The sequence below is a fragment of the Cognatishimia coralii genome, from assembly GCF_037478305.1.
Lineage (GTDB): Bacteria > Pseudomonadota > Alphaproteobacteria > Rhodobacterales > Rhodobacteraceae > Cognatishimia > Cognatishimia coralii.
Genome location: NZ_JBBGAZ010000036.1, coordinates 1 through 1059 on the forward strand (window position 1 = coordinate 1; position 1059 = coordinate 1059).

Genomic DNA, 1059 nt, shown 5'->3' on the forward strand with positions numbered 1-1059 from the left:
TTAAAGCGTCCGACCGAAAGATTGAATCATTTGGGATTCCCTTGAGGCTTGATTTGTGATTCCTCTTGTTTGGGAGGATGGATCATGCCAGCACCATTGCCGGATGCGCTTCGGGCGCGGTTTCAGAAACTGATTGAAGAAGGGTTAAGTGGGCGCGCGGCTGCGTTGCGCCTGAAGCTTTCCCCTGCAACGGGTGCCCGCTGGCGTCTTGCGATCCGCCGGACGGGGGCTGTCAAACCGGCTGCGCAAGGCCGCCCAAAGGGCAAAGGCAAGCTTGATCCGCATCGCGAGTTTCTGTTTGAAGTCATCGCTCAGGACGGCGATATCACGATGCCGGAACTGGCGGTGGCCTTGTATGAAGCGACCTCGGTTCAAGCCCATCCCGACGCCATTGGACGGTTCCTGCGCAAGCTGGGGTTCACGTACAAAAAAAGACATTGGTCGCCACCGAGCGCCGTCGCGCCAAGGTAATGAAACAACGCGAGGATTGGTTCAAACATCGTGTTCCTGCGGTATCCGCCCAACCGGAACGCGTTGTCTTTATTGATGAAACCTCCGTCAAAACCAATCTTACCCGTCAACGCGGCTGGTCACGGCGTGGGGATCGGTTGGTGATGGACGCTCCATTTGGATTGTGGGGCACGCAGACCTTCATCGCAGGCTTGTCCGTGGATGCGATGATCGCGCCTTGGGTCATCAAGGGCGCCATGGATGGCCCAGCTTTCGCGGCCTACGTCGAAAAGGTTTTGGTGCCGGAACTGGAACCCAGCACCGTCGTGATCCTCGACAACCTTGCCACTCACAAGAACGCCAAAGCAGCCAAGGCTATGCGCGACGCAGGGTGCTGGTTCCTGTTTTTGCCGCCCTACAGCCCCGATCTCAATCCCATCGAGATGGCCTTCTCAAAACTCAAGGCCCACCTGCGCCGCATCGGTGCGCGCAACTTCACTGACATGTTCAATGCTCTGTCCGAGATTTGCGATCTCTACTCGCCACAAGAGTGCTGGAACTACTTTACGGCTGCCGGATATGTCTCAAATTAAAGGTCGGACGCTTTAG

1 protein-coding gene is annotated in these 1059 nt (G+C 56.8%); it reads left to right on the plus strand.

Features of this window, described 5'->3' with window-relative positions:
- Positions 1-84 precede the first annotated feature (84 nt).
- Positions 85-1043, plus strand: a protein-coding gene (locus WG622_RS19190; RefSeq protein ID WP_339404911.1) for an IS630 family transposase whose coding sequence is annotated in 2 segments (ribosomal slippage) — positions 85-426 and positions 429-1043 — 957 coding nt in all. Because the reading frame shifts where the segments join, the coding sequence is not laid out codon by codon here.
- The last annotated feature ends 16 nt before the right edge of the window (positions 1044-1059 follow it).